This window comes from Shinella yambaruensis, from assembly GCF_050859155.1.
GTDB classification, from domain to species: Bacteria; Pseudomonadota; Alphaproteobacteria; order Rhizobiales; family Rhizobiaceae; genus Shinella; species Shinella yambaruensis.
Genome location: NZ_CP150641.1, coordinates 103,762 through 127,768 on the forward strand (window position 1 = coordinate 103,762; position 24,007 = coordinate 127,768).

Annotated in this window: 23 protein-coding genes; 17 read left to right on the forward strand and 6 right to left on the reverse strand. The window is 67.3% G+C overall.

Annotation, left to right across the window (positions count from 1 at the left end):
* The first annotated feature begins 116 nt into the window (after positions 1-116).
* The 5 genes from WMC41_RS28315 (at position 117) to WMC41_RS28335 (ending at position 4,485) form a co-directional block, all read left to right on the forward strand.
* Positions 117-1,634, forward strand: a complete 1,518-nt coding sequence (locus tag WMC41_RS28315) for a sugar ABC transporter ATP-binding protein (RefSeq protein WP_432349789.1) — start codon at positions 117-119, stop codon at positions 1,632-1,634.
* Positions 1,631-2,680, forward strand: a complete 1,050-nt coding sequence (locus tag WMC41_RS28320; protein ID WP_432349790.1) for an ABC transporter permease — start codon at positions 1,631-1,633, stop codon at positions 2,678-2,680. The genes WMC41_RS28315 and WMC41_RS28320 overlap by 4 nt, the downstream gene beginning before the upstream one ends.
* A gap of 46 nt (positions 2,681-2,726) precedes the next feature.
* A complete protein-coding gene (locus tag WMC41_RS28325) occupies positions 2,727-3,770 on the forward strand; it encodes a substrate-binding domain-containing protein (RefSeq protein ID WP_244769087.1) in 1,044 nt (347 codons plus the stop codon).
* A gap of 116 nt (positions 3,771-3,886) precedes the next feature.
* Positions 3,887-4,162 (forward strand): type II toxin-antitoxin system Phd/YefM family antitoxin, encoded by a 276-nt coding sequence (locus WMC41_RS28330; RefSeq protein ID WP_432349791.1) that lies wholly within the window; start codon positions 3,887-3,889, stop codon positions 4,160-4,162.
* On the forward strand, positions 4,162-4,485 hold the full coding sequence (locus WMC41_RS28335; protein WP_432349792.1) for a type II toxin-antitoxin system RelE/ParE family toxin: 324 nt from the start codon (positions 4,162-4,164) through the stop codon (positions 4,483-4,485). Before WMC41_RS28330 ends, WMC41_RS28335 begins: the two co-directional genes overlap by 1 nt.
* Positions 4,486-4,535: 50 nt before the next feature.
* Here WMC41_RS28335 and WMC41_RS28340 read toward each other — a convergent pair whose 3' ends face one another.
* From WMC41_RS28340 to WMC41_RS28350, 3 genes are all read right to left on the reverse strand, one after another.
* A complete protein-coding gene (locus tag WMC41_RS28340) occupies positions 4,536-6,590 on the reverse strand; it encodes a bifunctional aldolase/short-chain dehydrogenase (protein WP_432349793.1) in 2,055 nt (684 codons plus the stop codon).
* Between the two features lie 62 nt (positions 6,591-6,652).
* Positions 6,653-7,624: a sugar-binding transcriptional regulator gene (locus tag WMC41_RS28345; protein WP_064329097.1), complete on the reverse strand. Its 972-nt coding sequence runs from the start codon at positions 7,622-7,624 to the stop codon at positions 6,653-6,655.
* Positions 7,625-7,803: 179 nt separating this feature from the next.
* On the reverse strand, positions 7,804-8,544 hold the full coding sequence (locus WMC41_RS28350) for an SDR family NAD(P)-dependent oxidoreductase (protein ID WP_432349794.1): 741 nt from the start codon (positions 8,542-8,544) through the stop codon (positions 7,804-7,806).
* 98 nt (positions 8,545-8,642) lie between these two features.
* Between WMC41_RS28350 and WMC41_RS28355 the strand changes: the two genes are divergently transcribed.
* Positions 8,643-9,266, forward strand: coding sequence for a TetR/AcrR family transcriptional regulator (locus tag WMC41_RS28355; protein WP_244769092.1), 624 nt, complete (start codon positions 8,643-8,645; stop codon positions 9,264-9,266).
* 3 nt (positions 9,267-9,269) lie between these two features.
* On the opposite strand, the gene WMC41_RS28360 is transcribed toward WMC41_RS28355, so the two are convergent.
* The gene (locus WMC41_RS28360) at positions 9,270-9,686 is read right to left on the reverse strand and encodes a DUF2000 domain-containing protein (RefSeq protein WP_432349795.1); all 417 of its coding nucleotides are present in this window, start codon (positions 9,684-9,686) and stop codon (positions 9,270-9,272) included.
* 130 nt (positions 9,687-9,816) lie between these two features.
* Between WMC41_RS28360 and WMC41_RS28365 the strand changes: the two genes are divergently transcribed.
* The gene (locus WMC41_RS28365; protein WP_432349796.1) at positions 9,817-10,308 is read left to right on the forward strand and encodes an Lrp/AsnC family transcriptional regulator; all 492 of its coding nucleotides are present in this window, start codon (positions 9,817-9,819) and stop codon (positions 10,306-10,308) included.
* A 15-nt stretch (positions 10,309-10,323) separates the two neighbouring features.
* Here the strand turns inward: WMC41_RS28365 and WMC41_RS28370 are convergent, their stop codons facing one another.
* Positions 10,324-11,244, reverse strand: coding sequence for a GntR family transcriptional regulator (locus tag WMC41_RS28370; protein WP_272808856.1), 921 nt, complete (start codon positions 11,242-11,244; stop codon positions 10,324-10,326).
* Between the two features lie 133 nt (positions 11,245-11,377).
* On the opposite strand from WMC41_RS28370, the gene WMC41_RS28375 reads away from it, so the two are divergent.
* From WMC41_RS28375 to WMC41_RS28405, 7 genes are all read left to right on the forward strand, one after another.
* A complete protein-coding gene (locus WMC41_RS28375; RefSeq protein ID WP_288082364.1) occupies positions 11,378-12,562 on the forward strand; it encodes a C45 family autoproteolytic acyltransferase/hydolase in 1,185 nt (394 codons plus the stop codon).
* Positions 12,544-13,485 (forward strand): ABC transporter permease, encoded by a 942-nt coding sequence (locus tag WMC41_RS28380; protein ID WP_432349797.1) that lies wholly within the window; start codon positions 12,544-12,546, stop codon positions 13,483-13,485. Before WMC41_RS28375 ends, WMC41_RS28380 begins: the two co-directional genes overlap by 19 nt.
* A complete protein-coding gene (locus tag WMC41_RS28385) occupies positions 13,482-14,315 on the forward strand; it encodes an ABC transporter permease (protein WP_272808858.1) in 834 nt (277 codons plus the stop codon). Before WMC41_RS28380 ends, WMC41_RS28385 begins: the two co-directional genes overlap by 4 nt.
* 4 nt (positions 14,316-14,319) lie before the next feature.
* The gene (locus WMC41_RS28390; RefSeq protein WP_432349798.1) at positions 14,320-15,990 is read left to right on the forward strand and encodes an ABC transporter ATP-binding protein; all 1,671 of its coding nucleotides are present in this window, start codon (positions 14,320-14,322) and stop codon (positions 15,988-15,990) included.
* A 27-nt stretch (positions 15,991-16,017) separates the two neighbouring features.
* Positions 16,018-16,869, forward strand: a complete 852-nt coding sequence (locus WMC41_RS28395; protein ID WP_244769100.1) for an alpha/beta hydrolase — start codon at positions 16,018-16,020, stop codon at positions 16,867-16,869.
* 33 nt (positions 16,870-16,902) lie between these two features.
* Entirely contained in the window at positions 16,903-18,447 is a 1,545-nt protein-coding gene (locus WMC41_RS28400; RefSeq protein WP_432349799.1) for an ABC transporter substrate-binding protein, read from the forward strand.
* 182 nt (positions 18,448-18,629) lie between these two features.
* Positions 18,630-19,715 carry a C45 family autoproteolytic acyltransferase/hydolase gene (locus WMC41_RS28405; RefSeq protein WP_432349800.1) on the forward strand — a complete coding sequence of 362 codons (1,086 nt, stop codon included), beginning with the start codon at positions 18,630-18,632 and terminating at the stop codon, positions 19,713-19,715.
* A 393-nt stretch (positions 19,716-20,108) separates the two neighbouring features.
* Here WMC41_RS28405 and WMC41_RS28410 read toward each other — a convergent pair whose 3' ends face one another.
* Entirely contained in the window at positions 20,109-20,813 is a 705-nt protein-coding gene (locus WMC41_RS28410; RefSeq protein WP_244769104.1) for a GntR family transcriptional regulator, read from the reverse strand.
* Between the two features lie 145 nt (positions 20,814-20,958).
* Here WMC41_RS28410 and WMC41_RS28415 point away from each other — a divergent pair, with 145 nt between their 5' ends.
* The 3 genes from WMC41_RS28415 (at position 20,959) to WMC41_RS28425 (ending at position 23,887) form a co-directional block, all read left to right on the forward strand.
* Positions 20,959-21,390, forward strand: coding sequence for a nuclear transport factor 2 family protein (locus WMC41_RS28415; RefSeq protein WP_244769149.1), 432 nt, complete (start codon positions 20,959-20,961; stop codon positions 21,388-21,390).
* Between the two features lie 259 nt (positions 21,391-21,649).
* Positions 21,650-22,294, forward strand: coding sequence for a flavin reductase family protein (locus WMC41_RS28420; RefSeq protein WP_432349801.1), 645 nt, complete (start codon positions 21,650-21,652; stop codon positions 22,292-22,294).
* Between the two features lie 93 nt (positions 22,295-22,387).
* The gene (locus WMC41_RS28425; protein ID WP_432349802.1) at positions 22,388-23,887 is read left to right on the forward strand and encodes an amidohydrolase family protein; all 1,500 of its coding nucleotides are present in this window, start codon (positions 22,388-22,390) and stop codon (positions 23,885-23,887) included.
* Positions 23,888-24,007: the final 120 nt, after the last annotated feature.

Consider the following 24,007-nt stretch of genomic DNA (forward strand, 5'->3'; position numbering starts at 1 on the left):
CCGCCGCCTGTCGTCCCACCATCCTTGCGCACAGCTAAGGCAGCATTCTGTCAAATGTCAATGGCCTTGACATTTGATGAGAGCCTATCCTAACCTGCCGTCATCGGGAGGAAAGAATGAGCGGTGAGGCGGTGTTTCGCATCGAGGGCGTGCGCAAGTCCTTTGGGCCGGTGACGGTGCTCCAGGGGGTGGACCTCGACCTTCGGGCCGGCGCGGTGACGGTTCTGATGGGCGCGAACGGCGCCGGCAAGTCCACGCTCGTGCGCATCCTTTCCGGCGTCTACACGCGCGATGCCGGCGCCATCGCGCTCGCCGGCCAGTCCTTCGAGCCGGCAACGCCCGCCGAGGCGATCCGCGCCGGCGTCGTCACCGTGCACCAGAACATCAATGACGGCGTCGTCGCCGATCTCGACGTCGCCACCAACCTCACGCTCGACCGACTGAACGGGCGCGGCGCGAAACTGTTCTTCAATCCGCGCCGGGTGCGCCGCGAGGCCGCAGCTGTCGCCGCCCGCATGGGCCTTGCCATCGATCTTGCCGCCAACATCAACGACCTGACGCTCGCCGACCGCCAGATGGTGGCGATCGCGCGGGCCATGGCGCACGAGCCGAAGGTTCTGATCCTCGACGAGCCGACCTCCTCGCTCTCCAGCACCGAGGCCGACCGCCTGTTCGATCTCGTCGACCGGCTGAAGGCACGCGGCGTCGCCATTCTCTATATCTCGCACCGTATGTCGGATATCCGCCGCCTTGCCGACAGCATCCTCTCGCTGCGCGACGGCCGCATCACCGGCCGTTTCGAAGGGCCGGAGCTCGATTACGAGGGCGCGGTCAACGCCATGCTCGGCCGCAAGGTCTCGGCCGGCACGGTCGCGGTGCGCGAGGCGGGCGCTCCGGTCTTCAGCGTGCGGGGCCTGAAGCTCTCCGAGCAGGCGCGGCCGTTCGATTTCGACCTCGGCGACGGCGAGATCGTCGCCGTCACCGGCCTCGTCGGCGTCGGCAAGACGGCGCTCGCCGAGACGCTCTTCGGCGCCCGCGCGCCGGCGGCGGGCGAGATGACGCTCGACGGCCGGGCCTATGCGCCGCAAAGCACGGGCCAGGCGATCGCCCGCGGCGTCTTCCTCGTCGCCAAGGACCGCGCGATCAGCGGCATCGTGCCGGATTTCAACATCTACGAGAATATCAGCCTGCCGTTCCTGCGCCGGCTGTCGGCCTTCGGCGTCGCGAGCCGCCGGGCGGAGAGGGCGAAGGCGCGCCGGCAGATCGACGCGCTCGGCGTCGTCTGCCGCAGCGAGCGCGACGAGATGCAGACGCTGTCGGGCGGCAACCAGCAGAAGGTCATGGTCGGCCGCTGGCTCTCCGAGCCCTCGCGCCTCCTCATCCTCGACGAACCGTTCCAGGGCGTCGACATCGCCGCCCGCCGCGACATCGGCGAGAAGCTGCGCGCCTCGGCCGCCGGCCGCTCCACCATCCTCTTCCTGACCGAACTCGACGAAGCCTTCGAGGTCGCCGACCGCATCCTCGTGATGTCGGAGCAGACCATCGTCGGCGCGCACCGCAACGCCGATATCGACGTCGAGCGGTTGCTTTCCGAGATCGCCGGGCAATTCTATCAACAGGTCCATGCATCATGAGCAGCGAACAGAGCAAACAGGCGGCCGCCGTCCCCGTCCCGCCGCCGGCCCTCAATGTCAGGGAAGCCGCCATCAAATACGGCTTCCTCGTGCTGCTCGCCGGCATGGTGCTCTATTTCTCGCTGGTGACGGGCGGTTTCGCCTCGCCGCAGAGCGCCGTCTTCATCCTGCAGTCCGTCTCGATCACCGGCATCCTCGCGCTCGGCGTCACGGCGACGCTGGTCGTCGGCGGCTTCGACCTTTCCATCGGCTCCGTCGCCACCACGGCGATGATGGCCTCGTCCTATGTCATGGTGGTGATGGGCGGCGACGCGCTGACGGCGACGCTGGTCTGCCTTGCCGTCGGCGTGCTCGTCGGCCTCGTCAACGGCATCATCATCGTCTACATGCGCGTGCCGGATCTTCTCGCCACGCTCGGCATGATGTTCCTCCTGCTCGGCCTCCAGCGCATCCCGACCGAGGGCCGCTCCATCGCGACCGGCATGACGCTGCCGGACGGCTCGACGGCGACGGGCGCCTTCAGCCCCGCCTTCCTCGCGCTCGGCCGCCACCGCTTCGATCTGGTCCTGCCCAATCTCGTGCCGGTCTCGGTCGTCGTGCTGATCGTGCTCGCCATCGTCATCTGGTTCTTCCTGGAATACACCCGCTTCGGCCGCATGATGTACGCCGTCGGCTCGAACGAGCGGGCGGCGAGCCTCGCCGGCGCCCCCGTCAACGCCTACAAGATCTCGGCCTACATCATCTCCGGCGTCTTCGCCTCGATCGGCGGCATCCTGCTCGCCGCCCGCCTCGGCCGCGGCGACATCGCCTCCGGCAACAACCTGCTTCTCGACGCCGTCGCCGCCGCGCTGATCGGCTTTGCCGTGCTGGGCGCGGCCAAGCCGAACGCCTTCGGTACCGCCGTCGGCGCGCTCTTCGTCGGCATCCTCCTGCAGGGCCTGACGATGATGAACGCGCCCTATTACACGCAGGATTTCATCAAGGGCGCCGTGCTCGTCATCGCCCTGATCTTCACCTTTGCGCTCTCGAAAAGAGGCAAACGCTGAGACCGCTCAGCGGACAACCAAAAGTTCACCAGTGGAGGAGACTGACATGAACCTTACTCGCAGAACCCTGGGCAAATTAACGCTCGGGCTGATGGGCGCGGCGGCCTTCGCCGTGCCGTCCTTCGCCGCCGACATGCCGGCGCCCTTCGACAAGCCCGGCGACGTGAAGATCGCGCTCGTGCGCTACCTTTCGACCGGCGACTTCTTCCAGTCCTATCTCGCCGGCGTCGAGGCGCAGGCGAAAGCCATCGGCGTGGAGCTGCAGGTCTTCGACAGCCGCCAGGACGCGGCGCTCCAGGCCGACATGGTCGACCAGGCGATCGCGCTCGGCGTTCAGGGCATCATCATCCAGCACGGCCTGACGGAATCCATGAAGGAGGCCGCCCAGCGCGCGGTCGATGCCGGCATCAAGGTCGTCGCCTTCGACGTCAACGTCGAGAACGAGAAGATCCCGCAGATCGAGCAGTCCGACCGCGACCTCGCGCGCCTTGCCCTCGAACAGGCGATCAAGGACAATGGCGAGAGCTTCAAGGCGGGCTATGTCTACGTCGCCGGCATCGCGCCGCTCGACCGCCGCGACGAGACCTGGAAGGAATTCAAGGCGAAGTATCCGGGCATCAACGAGGCCGCCCAGTTCGGCACGATGGACAACCCGATCGCCAACTCGGTCGCCAACCAGGCCCGCTCGGTGATCTCCGCCAATCCCGACATCACCGTGATGTTCGCCCCCTATGACGAATTCGCCAAGGGCGTGAAGATCGCCGTCGACGAGGCGGGCCTCTCCTCCAGCGTGAAGATCTACTCGGCCGACATCTCGACCTCCGATATCGCCGCCATGCGCGAATCCGGCTCCGCCTGGGTCGCGACGGCCGCGACGAACCCGGCCGTGGTCGGCCAGGTCTCCGTCCGCTCGCTGGCCATGCTGCTCGCCGGCGAGGATCCCGGCAAGCAGGTCATCGTGCCGCCGACGCTGATCACCCAGCAGGACCTCAACGACCAGGATATCAAGAACATGGAGGAGCTCGGCGCCAAGCTGCCGCAGTTCGCCCATGCCGACGTCGCCATGCCGGCCTGGATGCCGAAGCCCTGATTTTTCGGGCACGTTTTGGTTGCGGGAGGGCGGTCCACAAGGCCGCCCTTTCCGTTCGGCCCAAGGTTGTCCCGGACCATTTAAAGGACTATATCTGGTCCAAAGGAGCCGTCGCGATGAAGCTTTCCGAACAGGTCCGGCCGATCAGCTACTTGAAAGCGCATGCGCCAGAGGTCGTCCGCTCTCTGGCGGAAACCCGCCGGCCCGTGGTGCTGACCGTGCATGGCGAGGCCAAGGCCGTGCTTCAGGACGTCGGCCAATATGAAGAAACCCAGGAGACCCTGGCCCTCCTCAAGGTCCTGGCGCTGACCAATCGCCAGGTGGACGAGGGCAAGGTGCGCCCCGCCGGTAAAGCCTTCGCGCAGATCCGCCGGCGCCTCGCCGAACGCTGATGGGCTGGCGCGTTCTTCTCTCCGAGGACGCCGAACGGGATATCGAAGACCTCTATCGCTTCATCGCCCGCCGCGACGGGGCGGAAACCGCCGAGCGCATTCTCGGCGAGATCGAGGCGGCCGCGATGAGCCTCGAAGAATTCCCGGAGCGCGGGAACATCCCGAAGGAACTGGTTTCCATCGGGATCGGCGACTATCGCGAGATCCATCACAAACCCTGGCGCATGATCTACCGCATCATGGGATCGGACGTCGCCATCTATTGTGTCGTCGACGGCCGCCGGGACATGCAGTCGTTTCTCGAGCGCCGGCTTCTTCGATAGGGTTTCGGGGCGAGCCGCAAGCCGCCCCTTCGCCGTCTCTCTTCGATAGCTCAGCGCATCGCGGCCGCGATATTGCCGCCGTCGACGGTGGTCACGTCGGCGGTCGTGCGTTCGGCGAGCGCGTGGTGCACGAAGGCGCGGGCGACGTCCTCGGCGGTCACTTCGAGGCCGAGCAGGTTGCCGCCCATATAGTCCTTGACGGAAAGGCCGCGGGCCGCGGCGCGGCTTTCGATCATCTCGTCGTTGAGCAGGCCCGAGCGGATGCGGTCGGCGTTGACGGCGTTGACGCGGATATGGTCGGCGCCGTGCTCCAGCGCGTATTGCCGCGACAGGAACAGCGTCGCGGCCTTCGGCAGGCCGTAGGCGCCGAATTTCGCGCCCGGATTGACCGCCTGCTTGGAGGCGTTGAAGAGCAGTACGCCGCCGGTCTTCTGCGCCTTCATGATGCGCACGGCGTTCTGCGCGACGCTCTGGTGGGCGAAGAAGTTCAGTTCGAAGCTCTTGCGCAGCAACGCGTCGTCCATCGTGGCGATCGGGCTTTCCCATGCCGCGCCCGCATTGGAAACGACGATGTCGACGCCGCCGAAGGTGGTGACGGCCTGATCGAAGGCGGCGCGCACGCAGGCGGGGTCGGTGATGTCGGCGGCGATGCCGATCGAATGGTTGCCGGCGGCCTTCGCCACCGCCGCCGCCTTCCCGCCGTCGAGGTCGAGCACGACGGCATGCGCACCTTCCGCCACGAAGGCCTTGGCGATCGCCGCGCCGATGGCGCCCGCGCCGCCGGTGACGAGCACGACCTGGCCGGTGAACGGCTTCGGCCTGGCGCCCGCCAGCTTCGCTTGCTCCAGCGACCAGTATTCGAGGTCGAAGAGGTCCGGCCGGCTGACCGGCTCGAAGCGGCCGACGGATTCCGCGTCGCGCGCCGCCTCGATCCACATCTCGCCGACATCGACGGCGATCGCCGCGTCCTTGTAGGTGCGGCCATGGCCGAACATGCCGAGGCCGGGCACCAGCGTCAGGCGCGGCATCGGATCGAGCATGACGCGCCTGACGTCGTCGCGGGCGTCGTTGCTGCGGAAATAGTCGGTGTAGGCGGCCGCAAAGGCGGCGACCCTTTCGTCGATCACGGCGCGATAGCCGGCAAGGTCGTCCTTCGCCGGGGCCGGCAGCACCATCGGCCCCGTCTTGATGCGGATCGAGAGGTCGGGCGTCGAGACGCCGCGGGCGGCCATGTCCGCGACTTGCGCCGCGTTGACGAAATCCAGGATCGCCGGGGAGGCGCGGAAGACGCTGACCATGCGGTCGTAGCGCCCTTCGCCCCTGTCGACGGCGACGGCGCCGCGCAGCATCGGCGCGATGTCGCCGGGGTCGGCGAGCACGGCGGGAAGCGCGGCCGGCGTGAACGGGTTGCGGCCGTTCCGCTTCACATGATCCTCGGCCAGGGTGACATGGTGGATCATCCGGTCATAGGCTTCCTTCGCCGTCTCGCCGAAGGTGAAGATGCCGTGCTTGTCGAGGATCAGGCCCTCGACCGTCGGGTCCCGGTCGAACACCTCGGCGGCCGCCTTGGCGAGGGCGAAGCCGGGCATGATATAGGGCACGAAGCCCATCCTCTTGCCGAAGAGTTCGGCGCACATGCTTGCGCTCTCCGCCTGGTCGGCGATGGCGAGGATGGCGGTCGAATGGGTGTGGTCGACGAATTTGTGCGGCAGGAAGGCGTGCAGCAGCGCCTCGACGGACGGGTTCGGCGCGCCGGGATCGATGAGGTTGGCGCGCAGCAGCGTCACCATGTCCTCGTCCGAGAGTTTTGGCAGCTTGCGGCTCTTCAGCAGCGGGCCGATCTTCACCGCGGGCAGGCCCGGCGGCTCGATCGTGCCCATGTCCCAGCCGCTGCCCTTGACGCAGAGCACGGCATGCACGTCGCCGACGAGGTCGGTCATCTCCGTCTTCACCGAGGTGTTGCCGCCGCCATGCAGCACGAGCCGGGGCTCGCCGCCGAGGAGCCGCGTCGTATAGGTGCGCAGCGCCAGGTCCCGGTTGACGCCCTTCGCGGCATAGCCGGCGACGACCTGTTCCGCCTCGTCGTCGCGCCAGAGATTTTCCATCGTGTTCAGCCTCCCGATAAAACCGGCCCGGCCGGCATCGGCGGACCGCACATTTTCCTGGCTCAGCGCCCGGCCTTGCCGAGCCCCTCGCGGTTCCAGCGGTCCAGCACCCGACGCGCCATCGATGCCGTGACGATGAGATGCGAGGCGAAGCCGCCCTTCAACGCCGCCATCAGCGGTTCGAACTTGCTGTCCTCCTGCACGACGAGCATGCGCTTGCGGATCGCGCGGATGGAGGCGAGGTCGGCGGAGATGCAGCGCCGGTTGTGCTCGCAGTCCATCCACTGACCGTCGTGGTCGATGAGCTGGCCGGCGATGACGCCGGCCGCGCCCCGCTCGCCCATCGCATGCATGTCGGCGGCCGAGAGCGCGCCGCATTTGACGAGATGGCTGTCATCCTCGATGCCGCCGACGGAATAGAGCGCGAGCTGGCAGTCGGAAATCGTCGCGAGCTGTTCCCTGATGACCGGCTCGCCGCGCAGCTCCTCGGCCAGCCGCTCGGAGGACAGCACGAGCGGCGCATAGAAATTGATGCCCTCCGCATTGAGGCGGCGGGCGATTTCCGTGGTGCACTGGTCCGGACGATAGGAATAGGGCGCGCCGAGATTGCCGCAGAGCTGCACGACGGTGACGCCGCTGAGATCGGCGAAGGGCATGACATCGGCGATGTGATAGACGGTGCGGCCCCAGGCGACGCCGATCCGGTCGCCCTTGTTGATGAGTTCGAGGAAGACCGAGGCGGCGACGACGGGCATTTCGGCGGCCGGGTCCATGGCCTGCCGGTCCTCCGGCACCAGCCAGGCCGTCGTCAGCCCCGTGGCGTCCTCCAGCTCGCGGGCGAGAACGTCGTCGGAAAAGAGGTCCGTCGAGGTGGTGATGGTGACGATGCCCATCTCGCGCGCCTTGCGCAGATACATGGCGATGGAGGCGCGGGAGATTTCCAGCTTCTGCGCCACTTCATCCTGCCGCAGCCCATGCGTATAATAGAGCCAGGCGGCCTTGTGGATGATCTGGTCGTTGGCGCGGATGGGCATCAAGGGTCTCTCGCGAAGGGATTTTGACATTATTCATTGTCGCTGACAAAAGTCAATGCGCTGGAATCGTGCTGCCCCGAAGCCTCGCGACGATCCCTTTTCCTTCACGCGAAAACAGCGGAAGGGCATCGGCCGCTCCCGCTGTCCGCGTCTTCCATGAGAGGCGCGCACCGCGCGTCCTATGCGTTGGTGCCGCCGTCGATGACGTGTTCGGCGCCCGTCACGAAGCGGGCCTCTGGCCCTGCCAGCCAGGCGACGAATGCCGCGATGTCGTCCGGGCTGCCGAAGCGCGGGATCGCCATCGTCGCGCGCTGCATGTCCGCTGTCTCGCCTGTCGCCGGGTTCATGTCCGTGTCGGTCGAGCCCGGGTGGATGATGTTGGCGGTGATCCCCCTTGGCCCGAGGTCGCGGGCGATGCCGCGCGTGAAGCCCGACAGCGCCGCCTTGCTCAGCGCATAGAGGCTGATGCCCGGCCAGGGCACGCGCTGCGCCAGGTTGCTGCCGATGGTGATGATCCGGCCGCCATCGGGCATGTGGGCGATGGCTTGCCGGGTGGCGACGAAGACGGCGCGCACATTGACGTCGATCGTGCGGTTGAAATCCTCCAGCGTCAGGTCGGAGAGCGGCGCGGCATGGAAGATGCCGGCATTGTTGACGAGGATGTCGATGCGGCCTTCGGCCTTCGCCGTTGCGTCGACGGCCGCCGCAAGGGCCGCGGCGTCGCGATTGTCGGCCTTGATGGCGACGGCCTTCCCGCCGGCGGCCTCGATGGCCGCAACGGTGGCCGCGGCCGCGGCCTCCGCGCTGGCATAGGTGAGGGTGACGCGCGCGCCTTCCTGCGCCAGCCGCCGGGCGATCGCCGCGCCCATGCCCCTGCTGCCGCCGGTGACGAGGGCGGTTTTTCCGTCGAGATTTGCCATGTCCTGCCTTTCTGTATTGATCGATACAGAATTACTGGCCGTCTTGCCGAAGCGCGTCAAGTGATTTATTTATCGAGCGATACAGAAAGGAGACTGAAATGGCGCCACGTGGCCGACCCCGGGCGTTCGACAGGGACGCGGCCCTGCGCAAGGCCATGGAGGTCTTCTGGGCGAAGGGGTACGAGCGCGCCTCGCTTGCGGACCTCACCGAGGCGATGGGCATCAACGCGCCCAGCCTCTATGCGGCGTTCACCAGCAAGGAAGCGCTGTTCCAGGAGGCGCTGACGCTCTATTCCGCAACGGAAGGCTGCGACATCTGGGAAGGCGTGCCGGCCGCCCCGACCGCGCGAGCCGCCTGTGCGCACCTGCTGCGCGCCACCGCAGAGGCCTTCGCGGGTGACGAAAAGCGCCGCGGCTGCCTGGTCGTGCTGTCCGCGCCGCAGACGGAAGGGTCCAGTCCCTCCATATGCGACGCGCTGAAACACCATCGCGCGGCGACCACGGCCGTGCTGCGGGAGCGCCTGCGGCGGGCGGTCGCGGAGGGCGATCTCCCCGCGACGGCCGATGTCGAGGCCATCACGGCCTATGTCGTCACCGTGCAGCACGGCCTTTCCATCCAGGCGCGCGACGGCGCGTCCCGCGAGACGCTGCTGGCCATCGCCGGCTGCGCCATGGCGGGCTGGGAAAACCTCGTGTCCGTCGCCCACCCGCCGGCGGCGTAGTTGTCAGCGAAGCAGTTTCAGGGAACCCGTCAGGGACTTGATCCATCGGTCTTCGCCGACGAGCCCGAGCCCGTCGATAGTCTCCTCGCCGAGATCGCGCCCGGGGAACGTCGCCTCGTAGTCGGCATAGCTGTGCAGTGCGCGCGCGAAGGACGGGAAGGCGACGATGACGCGGCCGTCCTGCCGCGGCAGCGCCTTGGCCAGCAGCGCACCGATCGTCCGGCTGTCCGCCTGCAGCACCGGCACGGGCCTGTCGGCGCTGATGTCGATCGTCGCCTGCCGGCGGTCAGTGAGCTGGCGGGCGCCGAGCGCCGGCATGGCCGCCCCCATGCCGATCGAGACGGCCGCGATCGTATTGGCGAGATGGCCCGGCGGCAGGTCGGGATTGACGATGATGGCGAGGCGGACGTCCTGGAGCATGATGGCCTTTCTCCTGTATTGCGATGCCGGCAAGACTACAGGGGGACGACGGGCAGGTTCTTTCTGATCTTGCTGGAAAGGTCGAAAGAAAGGTAGGATCTGCCCTTTATAGCAAATACAGGGGCAGGATATGCCGGATACGCTCGCCGCATCGGATGTGAGGATCCTGAAGGCGCTTCAGGAGGACGGGCGCTTGAGCAACCAGGCGCTTTCGGGCGCGGTGGGCATGTCCGCCTCGCCGTGCTGGCGGCGGGTGCGGCAGCTGGAGGACGAGGGGATCATCCAGCGCTACATGGCGGTGCTGGGCCGGCGGGAGATCGGCCTCGGGGTCCTCGCCTTCATCCGCGTCAAGATCGACAGCCACACCGAGGCGGAGGCGGAGGCCTTTGCCAGCGAGGTGATGAAGCTCGATTGCGTCACCGCCTGCTACAGCATCGCGGGGGATGCGGATTTCCTGCTGCAGGTCGTCTCGCAGGATCTCGACACCTATTCCGACTTCGCCATGAGCGTCGTGCGGCGGCTGCCGGGCATCAAGGAGATGCAGACCACCTTCGTCCTCAAGGAGATCAAGCCCTTCAGCGGCCTGCCCTTGCCTGCCGAGAGCGCCCGCCGCGGCCGGTAAGGTTTTCTCGGGGCGTCAGTCGCGGTCGCCCGTGCCGTATTCCAGCGCCTGCTTCAGGTGCTGGCGCAGCAGGGCCTCGGCCCAGTCGAGGTCGCCGTTTTCCACCGCATCGAGAATGGCGAGGTGCTCGCGGCAGGACTGCTCGATGCGTTCGGCCGGCAGCTCGAAGAAGGCGGCCGATTCCTGCATGCGGCGCAGGTTGTTCTGGTGGCGGATCGCGTCGGTGAGGAACCGGTTGCCGGAAAAGCCGGCAAGGTTCTCGTGGAAGAAGGCGTTGACGCGGAACCACTCGTCGCTGCCCGAGCGGCTGGCGGGATCGCCGAGGATGCGCTCGTGCGCGCGGCGGATCTGCGCGGCGATCTCCCTGTCCACCTTGAAATACGGCGTGCGCAGCGCCGAACATTCGACGATGGCGCGGAACTCGTAGCTCTCCCGATAGGCGTCGTCGCCGACCAGCGTATCGACGAAGCGCCAGCCATGGCCGGGCAGGCGCTGCGCCAGCCCTTCGGCGGCGAACCGCATCAGGAGCTTGCGCACGGTGCCGCGCGACACGCCGTAGCGCGGCATGAGCTCGGCCTCCGACACGTCCTGCGGCAGGGCGCCCTGTGCCCGCTCGCGCAGCATGCGCCGGTAGAGGTCCTCGATCGGCGAGACCGGCAGGATTTCGGCAAGGTCGAGCGTCGAGACGTCGCGCGCGACGCGCAGGCCCCGTTTCTCCATCGGCTGCAGCACGCCCTTTTCCACGAGCAGGTCGAGCGCGCCCGCTATCGGCGAGCGCGACACGCCGAAGAGCCGCGCCAGCTCGGGCGCCGAAATGCGGGTGCCGACCGTCAGGTCCGCATCGCGGATCCGGTCGATGATCCGGCGGGCCAGATCGAGCTGCAGGGTGCTGGGGCCGTCCGCCTGCTCGGCGTCCGAAAGGTCCGTATCGTCCATGGGTCCCTCATATTCATTTGCATTATAGCGCGAACACAACGCAATGCGACCCGATAAATTTCCAAAATTAGTGCTTTTCATATCTACAAAATGCATTAAGCTGCAATCAAAGACGGAACCGAGGCAGCGGCATATGGCAGAGATCACCCCTTTCCCCCTTATCGAGATCAGCGGCCCGCCGCGCGAGCGTGGCCGCCTGTATGGCGAGAAGGCGCGTGAGCGCATCCGCCTCTCGGCCGGCCTCTACACCAGCCAGCTCCACAAGCTCGGCTTCGACGATGCCAATATCGAGCGCCTCGTCGCCGCCTTCCTGCCGCGCATCCGCGACTGGGCGCCGGACCTGGTGACGGAGATGGAGGGCATTGCCGAAGGGGCGGGCACCGGCCTCTCGGCCATCGTTCTCGTCAATGCGCGCACCGAGGTGCTGCAGCTTGCAAGGCTGGAGGCGGGCATTGCCGACGAGGAGCCGGACGGCTGCACCGGCGCCGTGCTGCTGCCGGAGGTGACGCGCGACGGCACGGTCATCCACGGCCAGAACTGGGACTGGCGCGCCGAATGCGCCGATACCTCCGTCGTGCTGCGCATCCTGCGCGACGACGGGCCTGACATCCTGACCTTCACCGAGGCCGGCGGCCTTGCCCGCAGCGGCTTCAACGCCGCCGGCATCACGATCACCGCCAACTATCTCGAAAGCGACCGCGATTACCGCGAGATGGGCATTCCGCTGCCCTTCATCCGCCGCCGGGCGCTGGAGGCGCGGCATTTCGCGATGGCGCTGCGCGTCGTCGCCATCACGCCGAAATCCGGCTCCAACAACATGATGCTGAGCACCGCCGAGGGCTATGCGGTCGATCTCGAATGCGCGCCCGACGAGGCCTTCCCGATCTATCCGCAGGACGGCATGATCGTGCATGCCAACCACTGGCAGAGCGCCGTCGCCCTTTCCAAGCTGAAGGAAACCGGCCTTGCCAATGTGCCCGACAGCCTCTACCGCGACCACCGCGTCCTGACGGTCCTGCGGGAAAGCGGCGGCAAGCTCGGCGTCGAGGATTTGAAGCGCGCCTTCTTCGACGATTTCGCCGCGCCCTTCTGCGTCTGCCGCGCGCCGCTCGCCAAGGAGGGCGGCAATCTCTCGGCGACGGTGGCGATGATCCTCTGCGAGCCGGCGAAGGGCGTCATGGAGATCGCCCCGCTGCCGGCGATCAACCGCACCTTCACGCGCTATGAGCTGGCGATGGACGGCGACGCCTTCGCCCGCGCGGCCGGCGCCGCCGATGAAACGCTCGGCAGGGGGAAACGATGGTCCGCTTCCTCCTGACCCGCATCGCCACGGCGATCCCCACGCTGTTCCTCGTCTCCGTCACCGTCTTCGCGCTGATGCGGGCGATCCCCGGCGATCCGGCGGCGCTGATGCTGGGCGACCTCGCCCAGCCCGGCCAGCTGGAGGCGCTGCGCGCCGAGATGGGCCTCGACCAGCCGATCGTCGTGCAATATCTCTACTGGCTCGGCGACGTGCTGACCGGCGATTTCGGCCGGTCGATCGCGACGCGCCAGCCGGTACTGCCGCTGATGCTGGACCGCTTCTCCGTCTCGGCCACCATCGTCCTCATCGCCGTCTTCTTCGCGACGCTGATCGCGGTGCCGGCCGGCATGTTCGCGGCCTGGCGGCAGAACCGCGCCGGCGACATCGCCGTCATCGCCACCTCGACGCTGCTGCTCTCCATCCCCAGCTTCTGGCTCGGGCTGATGCTGCTCTTGATCTTCGGCCTGCAGCTCGGCTGGCTGCCGGTGGTCGGCTACGTGCCGTTCAGCCGCGATTTCGGCAGCGCGCTGCTCTATATCATCCTGCCCGTCGTGACGCTGGTCCTGGTGGAATCCGGTTCGATCACCCGCATGGCGCGGGCGAGCACCATCGAGGTGGCGCGGCTGGAATACATCACCCATGCGCGGGCCAAGGGGCTTTCGGAGGCGACCGTCATGTGGCGCCATGCCTTCAAGAACGCCTTCGCCCCCACCCTGACGCTGATCGGCCTCGTGCTCGGCAGCCTGCTCGCCAACATCGCCGTCATCGAGACCGTCTTCACCATTCCCGGCCTCGGCCGCCTGCTGGTGGATGGCATCTATGCCCGCGACTATCCCGTCGTGCAGGGCTGCATGCTGTTCACCGCCTTCCTCTACGTGGTGGTCAACCTCCTGGTCGATCTCCTCTATCCGCTTCTCGATCCAAGGGTGACGGCATGATCGCGCGGGCATTCGGCCTTCCGGCACTGCGTTTCAACGGCCTGATCGGCATCCTCGTCGTCGGCCTCCTCCTCCTCGTCGCGGTCTTCGGCCCGTGGCTCGCGCCCTACGATCCCCTGAAGCTCGATCTCATGGCCCGTCTCCAGGGCCCGTCCGCGGCGCACCTGCTCGGTGCCGACGAGTTCGGCCGCGATCTCCTCAGCCGGCTGATCCACGGCGCGCGCACCAGCGCCTGGATCGCCTTCGCCACCGTGGTCTTCGCCATCGTCTTCGGCACGGTCCTCGGCGTGCTCGCCGGCTTCCTGCGCGGCTGGACAGACCGCATCCTGATGATGGTCAACGACGCGCTGCTCGCCTTTCCCGGCCTGCTGCTCGCGCTCGGCTTCATGGCGGTGTTCGGCGCCAGCCGCAACGGCATCATCGTGGCGCTCGGCATCGCCTACATGCCCGTCGCCGTGCGCGTCGTGCGCGGCACGGTGCTGTCGATCCGCGAGCGGGAATTCGTCGAGGCCTCGCGGGTGATCGGCAACAGCGGCATCGTCACCATGCTGCGCCATGTGCTGCCCAACTGTCTCGCGCCGATCATGGTGCTGGCGACGACGATGTTCGGCTGGGTCGTGCTGTCGGAAAGCGCGCTCTCCTTCCTCGGCCTCGGCGTGCCGCCGCCGGCGCCGAGCTGGGGCAACATGCTCTCCACCGGCCGCCCCTACATCAACCAGGCGCCGCACATCATCATCCTGCCCGGCCTGTGCATCTCCATCACGCTGCTCGGCGTGAACCTGCTCGGCGATGCGGTGCGCGACTGGCTCGACCCCAAGATGCAGGATTGATCCCATGGCTGGCATCGAGAATGTGCTTTCCGTCGAAAACCTCTCCGTCCGCATGGGGCAGGCCGGCCTCACCGTGGTCGACGGCCTCGACTTCTCCCTGCCGGCCGGCGAGATGCTGGCGCTGGTCGGCGAATCCGGCTCCGGCAAGACCATGGCCGCCCGCTCCGTGCTCGGCCTCCTGCCGCCGCCCTTCGTGGCGACGCCGGAAAGCCGCATCCGCTTCAGGGGCACCGACCTCGTCAGCGCGCCGCCGGAGACGCTGCGGCAGATCCGCGGCGCCGGCATCGGCATGGTGTTCCAGGAGCCGATGGTCTCGCTCAACCCCGCCATGACCATCGGCCGGCAGATGGCCGAGGGGCTGGCGCTGCACAGGAAGCTCGGCAAGGCCGAGATCCGCGACATGAGCCTTGCCATGCTGGAGCGCATCCGCATCCAGGATCCGGCGCGCTGCCTTGCCGCCTTCCCGCACGAATTCTCCGGCGGCATGCGCCAGCGCATCATGCTCGCCTCCGTCATGCTGCTGAAGCCGGCGCTGCTCATCGCCGACGAGCCGACGACGGCGCTCGACACGCTGATCCAGCGCGACGTGCTCGACCTGATGGTGGAGCTGACGCAGGAGAACAACACCGCGGTCCTCCTGATCAGCCACGACCTCGGCATGGTCGCGCACTATGTCCGCAACGTCGTCGTCATGCACAAGGGCAGGGCGGTGGAGCAGGGCGACAGCCGGGCAGTGCTGCACGCCCCGAAACACGATTACACCCGGCGCCTCGTCGACGCCCTGCCGCGCCGCAGCGCCGGCGGCAGCCGGTCGGGGGGCGCGCCGGCCGAGCCGCTGATCGAACTGAAGGACGTGGTCATCGACTATCCCGGCCGCGCACGGCTCTTCGGCCGGGCGGCGGGCAAGCGCGCCGTGCACGGCGTCGATCTTGCCATCAACCGCGGCGAGACGCTGGCGCTGGTCGGCGCTTCGGGCTCCGGCAAGACGACGCTCGGCCGGGCGATCGTCGGGCTGGTGACGCCTTCCGGCGGCACGATGGCCTTCCGCGGCGCGCCGCTCGCCTACCGGCGCGATGCCGGCGGCCGGGCGCTGCGCCAGGCGATCCAGATCGTCTTCCAGGATCCCTATTCCTCGCTCGACCCGCGCCAGCGCATCGCCGGCATCGTCGGCGAACCCTTGAAGCTCGATCCGGCGCTGGACCGGGCACGGCGGCAGGCGCGGGTGGAGGAGGTCTTCGCCGAGGTCGGGCTTGCGCCGGAACTTGCCGACCGCTTCCCGCACCAGCTTTCGGGCGGCCAGCGCCAGCGCGTGGCGATCGCCCGCGCCATCGTCAGCCGCCCCGCCTTCGTCGTCGCCGACGAACCCGTCTCCGCGCTCGACATGACCGTGCAGAAGCAGATCCTCAAGCTCTTCCGCGATCTTCAGGCCCGCTACGGTTTTGCCTGCCTGTTCGTCTCGCACGATCTCGGCGCGGTGGAGCAGGTGGCCGACCGGGTGGCGGTGATGGAGAACGGCCGCATCGTCGAGACCGGCACGCGCGACGACGTCTTCGACCGGCCGCAGCACGCCTATACCCGCCGCCTGCTCGACGCCGCCATGCTGCTCGACCGCACCTTCGCGGGCGCGGACGGCGCCGGTGGTCCCCGCCTCCTGTCGGGCGCGGCGGGCTCATAGATTTTCGATACGGAGAGGAGACCATCCATGCGCAATGTCAGCGGTCACGGCCGGAAGCTGTCCTACTACGATTTCGGCCACACGACCGTCTATGCCTCGCGGCTCGACCCGCGTTTCCCCTATTGCGCCTATGTGCCCGACGACTACGAGGAGGATGGCGGGAAGACCTATCCGCTCGCCGTCATCGTGCACGGCACGGAGCGCGGCATGCAGGCCTATCGCGATGCCTTCGCCGATTTCGCCGAGGCCAACGGCGTCATCGTGCTGTGCCCGCTGTTTCCCGCGAACATCTGCTTTCCGGGCGATCTCTCCTCCTACAAGATGCTGCGGGACGGCGACCTGCACTATGACGCCGTCATGCTCGATATGATCGCCGAGATGCAGGAAAAGTACCGCATCGCGGGCGACCGGGTGATGATGTACGGCTTTTCCGGCGGCGGGCATTTCACCCACCGGTTCCTCTACCTCCATCCCGAGCGCCTGCTCGCCGCCTCGATCGGCGCGCCCGGCGTCGTGACGCTGCTCGATTTCGACCACGATTTCTGGGTCGGCCTGCGCGATTTCGAGAAGGTCTTCGGCAAGCCGGTCGATCTCGACGCAATCCGCAAGGTCGCCGTGCAGATGGTGATCGGCGGCGACGACCGGGAGACCTGGGAGATCACCATCACGCCCGACGACGCCTGGTACATGCCCGGCGCCGACCTTGCCGGCGCCAACCGCAACGACCGCATGCGCGCGCTGAAGAAAAGCTTCGAGCAGCACGGCATCGCCGTGCGTCACGACATCGTGCCGGGCATCACCCATGACGACCGCCAGCTCATAAGCAAGGTCAAGGACTTCTTTGCAGAAACGCTGGGCGCAATCCGCGAGCGCTCCTGACGATAACGAAGCGGGGAACGATCGGAGATCACCATGAAACGCACATTCCTGATTTCGACGGCGCTGGCCGCGGGCCTGCTGCTCGGCGCCTCGGCCGAGGCGGCAACGCTGAACATCCGCATCAACGCCGATATCCGCGGCACGGAAGGCATCGACCGCGACGCCAATACCGACACCGTGCTGCACCACATCTTCGAGACGCTGGTCGGCTTCCGCGCCGATCTCAGCATCGGCCCGGCGCTCGCCGAGAGCTGGACGGTGTCGGAGGACGGCAGGACCTACACCTTCGTCCTCCGCGAGGGCGCGACCTTCCACAACGGCGATCCCGTCACGTCGGCGGATGTCAAATGGAACTGGGACCACCGCGTCGCGGCCGGCGCAGAATGGTTCTGCAACGGCTTCTTCGACGGTTCGCAGGGCCTGAAGGTCGAGGCGCTGGAAACGCCCGATCCGCGCACCGTCGTCTTCCGCATCAACGAGCCGAACGCGCTCTTCCTCGCCCAGCTCGCCAACATCCAGTGCAACGGCTGGGTCGCCAGCCCCAAGAATGCCGGGCCGGACGGCAAGTGGATCGACGGCAGCGCGATCGGCAGCGGCTCCTTCAAATTGAAGGAATGGGTGAAGAGCCAGTACATCACGCTGGAGAAATACGACGGCTATAAACCGCCGAAGGAGAAGGCGAGCGGCTATGCCGGCGACCGCACGGCGCTGGTCGACGAAGCGAAGTTCCTGATCATCCCCGATACGTCGGCCGCCGAGACCGCGCTCTTCGCCGGCGAGATCGACGTGCTGCCGAACTTCGAATCCCAGCGCATCGAGGATGCAAAGGGGCGCGGCCTGAAGGTGATGACGACGCCGGGCCTTTCCCTGACGCCGCTCTTGATCCAGACGACCGACCCGCTGATGTCGAACGTCAAGCTGCGCCAGGCGATCGCCCATGCCATCGATTTCAAGCAGATCGCCGCCGCCCGCACGGCCGGCCTGTCGGAGTTCAATCCCTCCGGCGTGCCGCAGGCAAGCGCCTTCTTCGATGAGGATTTCCTGAAATGGCCGGAATACGATCCGGAGGCCGCCAAGGCGCTGCTGGCTGAAGCCGGCTACAAGGGCGAAGTGATAAAAATCCAGACCAACACCCGCTACCAGGGCATGTATGAGAACAGCATCCTGGTGCAGGCCATGCTGGCCGGCGCCGGCATCAATGCCGAGCTGGAAGTGCTGGACTGGGCCGCGCAGCTCGACAATTACCTCGCCGGCAAGTTCCAGATGCAGTCCTTCGGCTATTCCGCCCGCCTCGATCCCTCGCAGTTCTACGGCGTCATCATCGGCGACAAGAAGGCCGAGCCGACGGCACAGTGGGACAATCCCGAGGCCTGGCAGCTCTACCTGAAATCGACCAAGACGACGGATTTCGAGGCGCGCAAGGCCGTCTTCAAGGACATCCACGCGCTGATGGCGAAAGACCTGCCGATCTTCGGCCTCTATTATGAGCCCGTCGTCGCGGCGGTCGGCGCCAGGATCGAAGGCTTCGAGGTCTGGGCCGCCGACAAGGAGCGGGCCTGGGGCGTGAAGAAGGACTGATCCCGCCCGTCGGGCGAGGGCGGCAATCCCGGAGGAGGTCCGGCGGAAGGGCGCGGCGGTTTTGCATCCGGACCTGCGGGGACGCGCTCCATGCACCGCCTTCGCCCGTCCTTCCCTTGCGTCGGGGGGGGGGGGGGGGCGCCCCCCCCCCCCCCACGGCCGTGTCCTGTCTGGAGGAAACCATGCGTACCGAAGATCTTCCCGTCATCGATTGCCCGAAGGCGCCGCTTGCCCGCGGGCGGGCGCATGGCGAGGCGCTGCGCGGCACGATCGCGGGCAAGGTCGAGCGCTGGCAGGCGGCGATCGGCAAGGCCTATGGCCGGCCGTCGGCGGCCTTCCTGCCGGTCTTCCTGTCGGTGACGGATTTCCGCACGGCGATCGCCGCCCATGTGCCGGATCTCCTGGAGGAGGTGCGCGGCATTGCCGAAGGCGCCGGCATTTCTAAGGAGACGGCCTATGCCCTCCAGCTGATGGACGAGGAATGGTGGTTCGGCGGCTTCGACGGCGAGGGCCATTGCAGCAGCCTTGCCGTCGCGCCGGTGGCGGGGCGCGGCACGCTCGTCGGCCAGACCATGGACCTGCCGCGCTGGCATGATGGCGCGCAGGCCGTGCTGCGGCTCGATGACGGCGGCAGCGAAACGCTGGTCTACACCTCTGCCGGCCTGATCGGCCTGATGGGCGTCTCCGGCCGCGGCCTCGGCATCTGCGTCAACACGCTCGCCCAGCTCGCCTATAGCCCGCGCGGGCTTCCCGTCTCCTTCGCCCTGCGCGGCGCGCTGGCGCAGGAGAACGCGGCCGCGGCCGCAGACTTCCTTTCCCGCGTGCCGCACGCCTCCGGCCAGACCTACCAGATCGGCGACCGCCACGGCATCCGCACGCTCGAATGCGCGGCGGGCGGCGTGACCGAGATCGCCATTGCCGACGGCCTCTCGCTCCACACCAACCATCCGCTCGCCAACACGCGCGCTGCGCCGAACGCCCGGCTGGAGGGCAGCGGCGATTCGCGGACCCGCCTTCGCAGCCTGCACACCGATTTCTCGCGCGGGCCGGCGGATATCGAGACCGCCAAGCGCGCCCTCGCGGCCCGGCGCAAGGGCGGCGCGGTGTCCATCGTGCCCAAGGGGCCGCCCCGCCCCGACACCAGGCTCGGCCTCCTGCGGCAGATGACGATCGGCGCCGTCGTCTACGAGATCGGCGAGACGGTATCGCTCTGCGTTGCAGCCGGGCCGCCGAGCGCCGAAGGATGGCGGCAGATGGCGGTGCGCTGAGGCGCGTCACGGCATGCTGCGAGGCCGCGCGTCACCCCTCCCGAGGGGCCACGCCCCGGTTCCTTCCGGTCGCGAAGGGCGGCGTTGCCCCGCCACCCGCGCGGACGCTCCACCCTGCCGTCAAATCGGCAGCGCCGATACCCCTGTTGTCGCCGGCATTGTGGATGGGCTCGTGTCGCGCCGGGTCCTCTCCCGGTCCGAGGCATCATTGGCGCGGGCGAAGCAGGGCGCGCGCAATCGGCATGGTCCCCGGTGCATGCCGGACATCGCCGGTTTCAGGCCGGCGAGGGGATGCCGGCGGCTCTCGGGATGCTTCCGCTTTTCTCCGGATCGCGAAGGCGCGCGAGGCTTTCGTTTCGCCGCAATCGCGGACGTACCTCTGCCGGGGTGGCTCTAGGCAAGGCCCTCGGCCGCCGCATAGGCGCTGAGCACGTCCTTGATGTTGCGGTCCTCCTCGCGCGGCAGCAGGGCGCGCGTGGTGATGGAATCGAGATGGTGCGCCATCAGCTTCGAGGCGTCCTCGGCCTTGCCGGCGATCAGGCTGTCGAGCAGTTCCTGGTGCTCGGAGACGGCGCATTCGGAGGAGTGCGGGCGGCCGTAGAGCGCCAGGATCAGCGAGCTGCGCGCGACGAGCTCGTTAACGTAGCGGATCAGGCTGGCATTGTTGGTCATCTGCGCCAGCAGGGTGTGGAACTCGCCGGCAAGGCGGATGGAGGTCGCGTGTTCCTTGCGGGCGGCGTCCTCCGCCGCGATATGGGCGGAAAGCGTGTCGATCTGCTCCTGCGTCAGCTTGCCGGCGAGCGTTTCCACCACCAGGCGTTCCAGCGCCGCGCGCGTAAGGAAGAGGTTGCGGCCCTCCTCGAGCGTCGGCCGCGCCACGGTGGCGCCCTTGTTCGGCCGCAGGTCGACGAGGCCTTCCTCGCTGAGGCGCACCAGCGCCTCGCGCACCAGCGTGCGGCTGACGCCCAGCCGCTCGCCGATCGAGTCCTCCGGCAGCTTGGCGCCGGGCGAAAGGGCCTGGTCGAGGATGGCGCGCTTGAGTGCCCGGTGAACGGCCTGGGAGCGACCGCGGCCGGAATCGCCAACTGTCTTTGCCATGCACTCGCCTCCAGAATCGCAAAAGCAGCGAGCAAATTGCACACAAAGGACGATCCTGTCCACCGGAGCGGGCTTTGGGTAGTGTCTCAGTTTGAATTTCCACTTCCACCCACTCAAGCTAGGGTCTTCGCCAGGAGAGCAGATGATGGAAACCAGCGTAAGGAGACTGTTCGAGCGATACGAGAGCTTTTTCAATCGGTCCCTCGCCGGCAAGGTCGATATGAACGAGCTCGCATCGCTGTATGCTTCCGAGTTTATCGGTGCTGCGCCCGCCGGAGTGAAAGCCGGAAAGAACGACGACCAATTCAAGCAGCTCATGGCGCAAGGCTATGAGCACTATCGAGCGATAGGAACCAAGGAGATGCGGATACGCAATGTCCGCCTCTCCCAGATAGACGAGCTTCATTGCGTGGCTCATGTTGCTTGGATCGCCACCTATGCCCGGAAGGATCAACCGGACGTGACGATAGATTTCGACGTTCATTATCTGGTTCAGATGTTGAACGGGGAGCCGAAGGTTTTCGGCTGGGTGTCGGGCGACGAGCAGGCTCTTCTAAAGAAGCACGGCATAATCTGAAATTGCCGTCGCGCCTGGTGAGAATTCAAACTGAGACACTGCCGGGCTTTGGCGCCCGCGATCCGGCCGGTTTGGACGGCCGGCGGCGGCACCCGCCACGGTCCGGTTTCCGCGAAGGCTTGAGATTTTTCAGGGTGCAGGAAGGCGGATATATTGCATACAATAATTGCATTCTATAAATAGGAACCATTGCATGCGCAAATGGGCGGGCGAAGCGCCGCCCTCGGCGCCGGGGCGCGAAAGCCGGGGAGGAATGCCGATGGACACCTGCAGCACCGAGATCAAGGCCGGCGAGAGGACAGCCTTCGACTTCACGACGCTCAGCGCGCGCGAGCGCTACAAGCTGATGATCGGGACGATCATCCCGCGCCCCATCGCGCTGGTGACGACGGTCGACGAGCACGGCCGCTACAACGCCGCCCCGTTCAGCTTCTTCAACTGCCTTTCGGCCGATCCGCCGATCCTCGCCATCGGCGTGGAGCACAACCCGGACATGTCCTTCAAGGACACCGGCCACAACATCCGCATGACGGAGGTCTTCACCGTCAACATCGTCTCCCGCGCCATTGCCGAGGCGATGCATGTCTGCGGCGCCAGATATCCGCGCGGCATGGACGAATTGAAGAAGGCGGGCCTCACCGCCATGCCGGGCGAGAAGATCGCGGCGCCCTGGATCAGGGAGGCGCCGGCCGCCTTCGAATGCCGCCGCCACGTCACGCTGGAGCTTGGCCGGACGCGCCAGATCATCATGGGCGAGATCCTGTTCGCCCATTACCGGGAAGGCGCGGTGGACACCGCGATGCATGTCGATCCTGACGTCATCGACGCCATCGCGCGCCTTGGCGGCGATACCTGCGCCACCATCCGCGACCGGTTCGAGATGCTGACCCCCGCGCCCGTCTGAGCGGTGGCGCCGCAACCGTCCGGCCGGGCCTTGCGGGGTTTCGGAGCCGCCCGGGCGCGGCTCCGGCATGATCGATGAAAGATGGGACGCACCATGACGACACTTCCGCCCTCCGGCCGCATCGACGGCCCGGTCCTTCTCACCGCCCGCTGGGTCGTCGGCCACCGGGACGGCCGCCATGTGATCCTTGACGACGGCGTCGTCGTCTTCGAGGGGGACAGGGTCGTCTTCGTCGGGCACGACTATCCGGGCGCGGTCGCCGCGCGCATCGACTACGGCAATGCCATCCTCTCGCCCGGCTTCGTCGACCTCGACGCGCTCTCCGACCTCGACACGACGGTGCTCGCCTTCGACAACCAGCCCTCCTGGAGGAAAGGCCGGGTCTGGCCGAGGAGCTACATGGAGCGCGCCTACGAAATGTACACGCAGGAGGAGCTCGCCTTCCAGAAGCGCTACGCCTTCGCCCAGCTCATCCGCAACGGCGTGACGACCGCGCTGCCGATCGCCTCGCTGTTCTACCGCGCATGGGGCGAGACGGACGCGGAATTCTCCGCCGCCGCCGATGTCGCGCATGAGCTTGGCCTGCGCGTCTATCTCGGCCCGGCCTATCGCACCGGCAACAGCTATGTCGACGATGACGGCCGGATCGCCTTCTTCTACGACGAGGAACGGGGCTTTCGCAGCTTTGCCGATTCGCTCGCCTTTGCCGAGCGCATCGAGGGGCTGGCCTCGCCGCTGGTGCGCGCCATGCTGGCGCCCGACCGCATCGAGACCTGCACGCCGGACCTCGTGCGCCGCACGGCGGATGCCGGCCGCGACCTCGACATCCCGGTCCGCCAGCACTGCTGCCAGTCGGACCTCGAATTCACCCGCATCACCGCGACCTACGGCATGACGCCGCTCGAATGGCTCGATTCGCTCGGCGCGCTCGATGAGCGCGTGCTCCTGCCGCATGGCGAGCTCGTTGCCGGCACGCGCCATGTGGACCGGCCCGGCCGCGATCTCGACATCCTGAAGAATGCCGGCGCGACGCTGGTGCATTGCCCGCTCGTCTCGGCCCGCCACGGCGGCTTCATGGACAGTTTCTCGAAATTCCGCGCCATGGGCGTGCGCATCGGCCTCGGCACGGATACCTGGCCACCGGACGTCATCCAGAACATGCAGGTCGGCATCATGATCTCGCGCGTGATGGACGGCTCGATCGACAGCGTGCGCTCGGAGCACTATTTCGACGTGGCGACGCTCGGCGGCGCGGACGCCCTCCGGCGGCCCGATCTCGGCCGCCTGCAGGCCGGCGCGAAGGCCGACATCATCGTCATCGACATGGGCCACGACCGCATCGGCCATGTCATCGATCCGATCCAGACCATGATGATGGCGAGCTCCGGCCGCGACGTCACCGACGTCGTCATCGACGGGCGGTTCGTCATGGTCGACGGCCAGATCCCCGGCTTCGATGCGACGGCGGAGCAGGCGCGGGCGCAGCGCCAGTTCGACGGCCTCGTCGCCCGCTATCCGGAGCGCACATATGGCCATCCTCCCGTCGGGGAGATCTTTTCCTCGGCCTATCCGCGCCTCGGCCGGAACGCCTAGCACCACGTTTTGCTCCGGCAGGAAGGCCTGCCGGAACCCGCACCGCACGCCGGCCGTTTCCTCCCGCAGATCATGCGTGATAATAGTCTATAGATTTAATGGATAAATCTCGCTAGAGTA